The organism is Pedobacter rhodius, assembly GCF_027213645.1.
Lineage (GTDB): Bacteria > Bacteroidota > Bacteroidia > Sphingobacteriales > Sphingobacteriaceae > Pedobacter > Pedobacter rhodius.
The window spans coordinates 2,746-4,941 of sequence record NZ_JAPWGL010000009.1 but is presented as its reverse complement, the minus strand read 5'-3'; the positions used below and the strand labels follow the sequence as shown (position 1 = coordinate 4,941).

Genomic DNA, 2,196 nt, shown 5'->3' with positions numbered 1-2,196 from the left:
TTAGTTTTAAAGTTTAACGAAATAAAAAGGCCGCCGCGAGGTTTGTAGCCGAATAAGTTCTTAAAAGAGATGTCAATGTAGCGCAAGCGAGGTAATAAAGTACGGATTCAAGTACAGAATACCGGAGCTTGATTTTAAAGTCAATGTCTCAACAGACATAATTAAAAAAAGAAGACTATTTTTAACAATAGTTAAAACTGGTCAGTATTAAACAGAAACATTTTACAATGGAGAGTTTGATCCTGGCTCAGGATGAACGCTAGCGGCAGGCCTAATACATGCAAGTCGAACGATACCAAGAGGCTTGCTTCTTGGGAAAGTGGCGCACGGGTGCGTAACGCGTATGCAACCTACCTTAATCAGGGGGATAGCCCGAAGAAATTCGGATTAACACCGCATAAAAACACAGGATAGCATTATCCAATGTTCAAATATTTATAGGATTGAGATGGGCATGCGTGTCATTAGCTAGTTGGCGGGGTAACGGCCCACCAAGGCGACGATGACTAGGGGATCTGAGAGGATGACCCCCCACACTGGTACTGAGACACGGACCAGACTCCTACGGGAGGCAGCAGTAAGGAATATTGGTCAATGGAGGCAACTCTGAACCAGCCATGCCGCGTGCAGGAAGACTGCCCTATGGGTTGTAAACTGCTTTTATACGGGAATAAACCTCTGCTCGTGAGCAGAGCTGAATGTACTGTAAGAATAAGGATCGGCTAACTCCGTGCCAGCAGCCGCGGTAATACGGAGGATCCAAGCGTTATCCGGATTTATTGGGTTTAAAGGGTGCGTAGGCGGCCTGTTAAGTCAGAGGTGAAAGACGGTAGCTCAACTATCGCAGTGCCTTTGATACTGATGGGCTTGAATGAACTAGAGGTAGGCGGAATGAGACAAGTAGCGGTGAAATGCATAGATATGTCTCAGAACACCGATTGCGAAGGCAGCTTACTATGGTTTTATTGACGCTGAGGCACGAAAGCGTGGGGATCAAACAGGATTAGATACCCTGGTAGTCCACGCCCTAAACGATGAATACTCGCTGTTAGCGATATACAGTTAGCGGCTAAGCGAAAGCGTTAAGTATTCCACCTGGGGAGTACGCTCGCAAGAGTGAAACTCAAAGGAATTGACGGGGGCCCGCACAAGCGGAGGAGCATGTGGTTTAATTCGATGATACGCGAGGAACCTTACCCGGGCTTGAAAGTTAGTGAATTATCTAGAGATAGATAAGTGAGCAATCACACGAAACTAGGTGCTGCATGGCTGTCGTCAGCTCGTGCCGTGAGGTGTTGGGTTAAGTCCCGCAACGAGCGCAACCCCTATGTTTAGTTGCCAGCATGTAATGATGGGGACTCTAAACAGACTGCCTGTGCAAACAGAGAGGAAGGAGGGGACGACGTCAAGTCATCATGGCCCTTACGTCCGGGGCTACACACGTGCTACAATGGATGGTACAGAGGGCAGCTACATAGCAATATGATGCGAATCTCACAAAGCCATTCACAGTTCGGATTGGGGTCTGCAACTCGACCCCATGAAGTTGGATTCGCTAGTAATCGCGTATCAGCAATGACGCGGTGAATACGTTCCCGGGCCTTGTACACACCGCCCGTCAAGCCATGGAAGTTGGGGGTACCTAAAGTATGTAACCGAAAGGAGCGTCCTAGGGTAAAACCGATAACTGGGGCTAAGTCGTAACAAGGTAGCCGTACCGGAAGGTGCGGCTGGAATACCTCCTTTCTGGAGCAGAGTTGACTACTCGCTGCGCAACATGATACTCTTAAAAAAAGAAAACAAAAGACACACCCAAAAGATTAACCACATTAGTGGCACTAACAAGAATCTTTGAGAGGCGAGATTGAAATTGAATTACGATTTTTGATTTACGATTTACGATTTGCTATATCGGCATACAAAAATCAAAAATCGTCAATCCCAAAATCTGAAATCAAACAGTCCCGTAGCTCAGCCTGGTTAGAGCACTACACTGATAATGTAGGGGTCTCCAGTTCAAATCTGGACGGGACTACTATATTAAGGATATAAATCTTATGGGGGATTAGCTCAGCTGGCTAGAGCGCCTGCCTTGCACGCAGGAGGTCAACGGTTCGACTCCGTTATTCTCCACCATGAAGAATGGCAACCGGTCAACGGTTCGTCCCGATAGCTATCGGGACCGTTATTCTCCAC

1 tRNA gene and 2 rRNA genes (1 of these 3 only partly in view) are annotated in these 2,196 nt (G+C 47.2%); all 3 read left to right on the top strand.

The features are described 5' to 3' along the window. Positions 1 to 224: 224 nt before the first annotated feature. Positions 225 to 1,746 (top strand): 16S ribosomal RNA (locus O0931_RS20075). Between the two features lie 214 nt (positions 1,747 to 1,960). Continuing rightward, positions 1,961 to 2,035, top strand: a tRNA-Ile gene (locus O0931_RS20070). Between the two features lie 3 nt (positions 2,036 to 2,038). Then, positions 2,039 to 2,196: ribosomal RNA gene (locus tag O0931_RS20065) — 23S ribosomal RNA — on the top strand (it continues 2,686 nt past the right edge of the window). Together the 16S and 23S rRNA genes with 1 tRNA gene alongside form the textbook arrangement of a ribosomal RNA operon.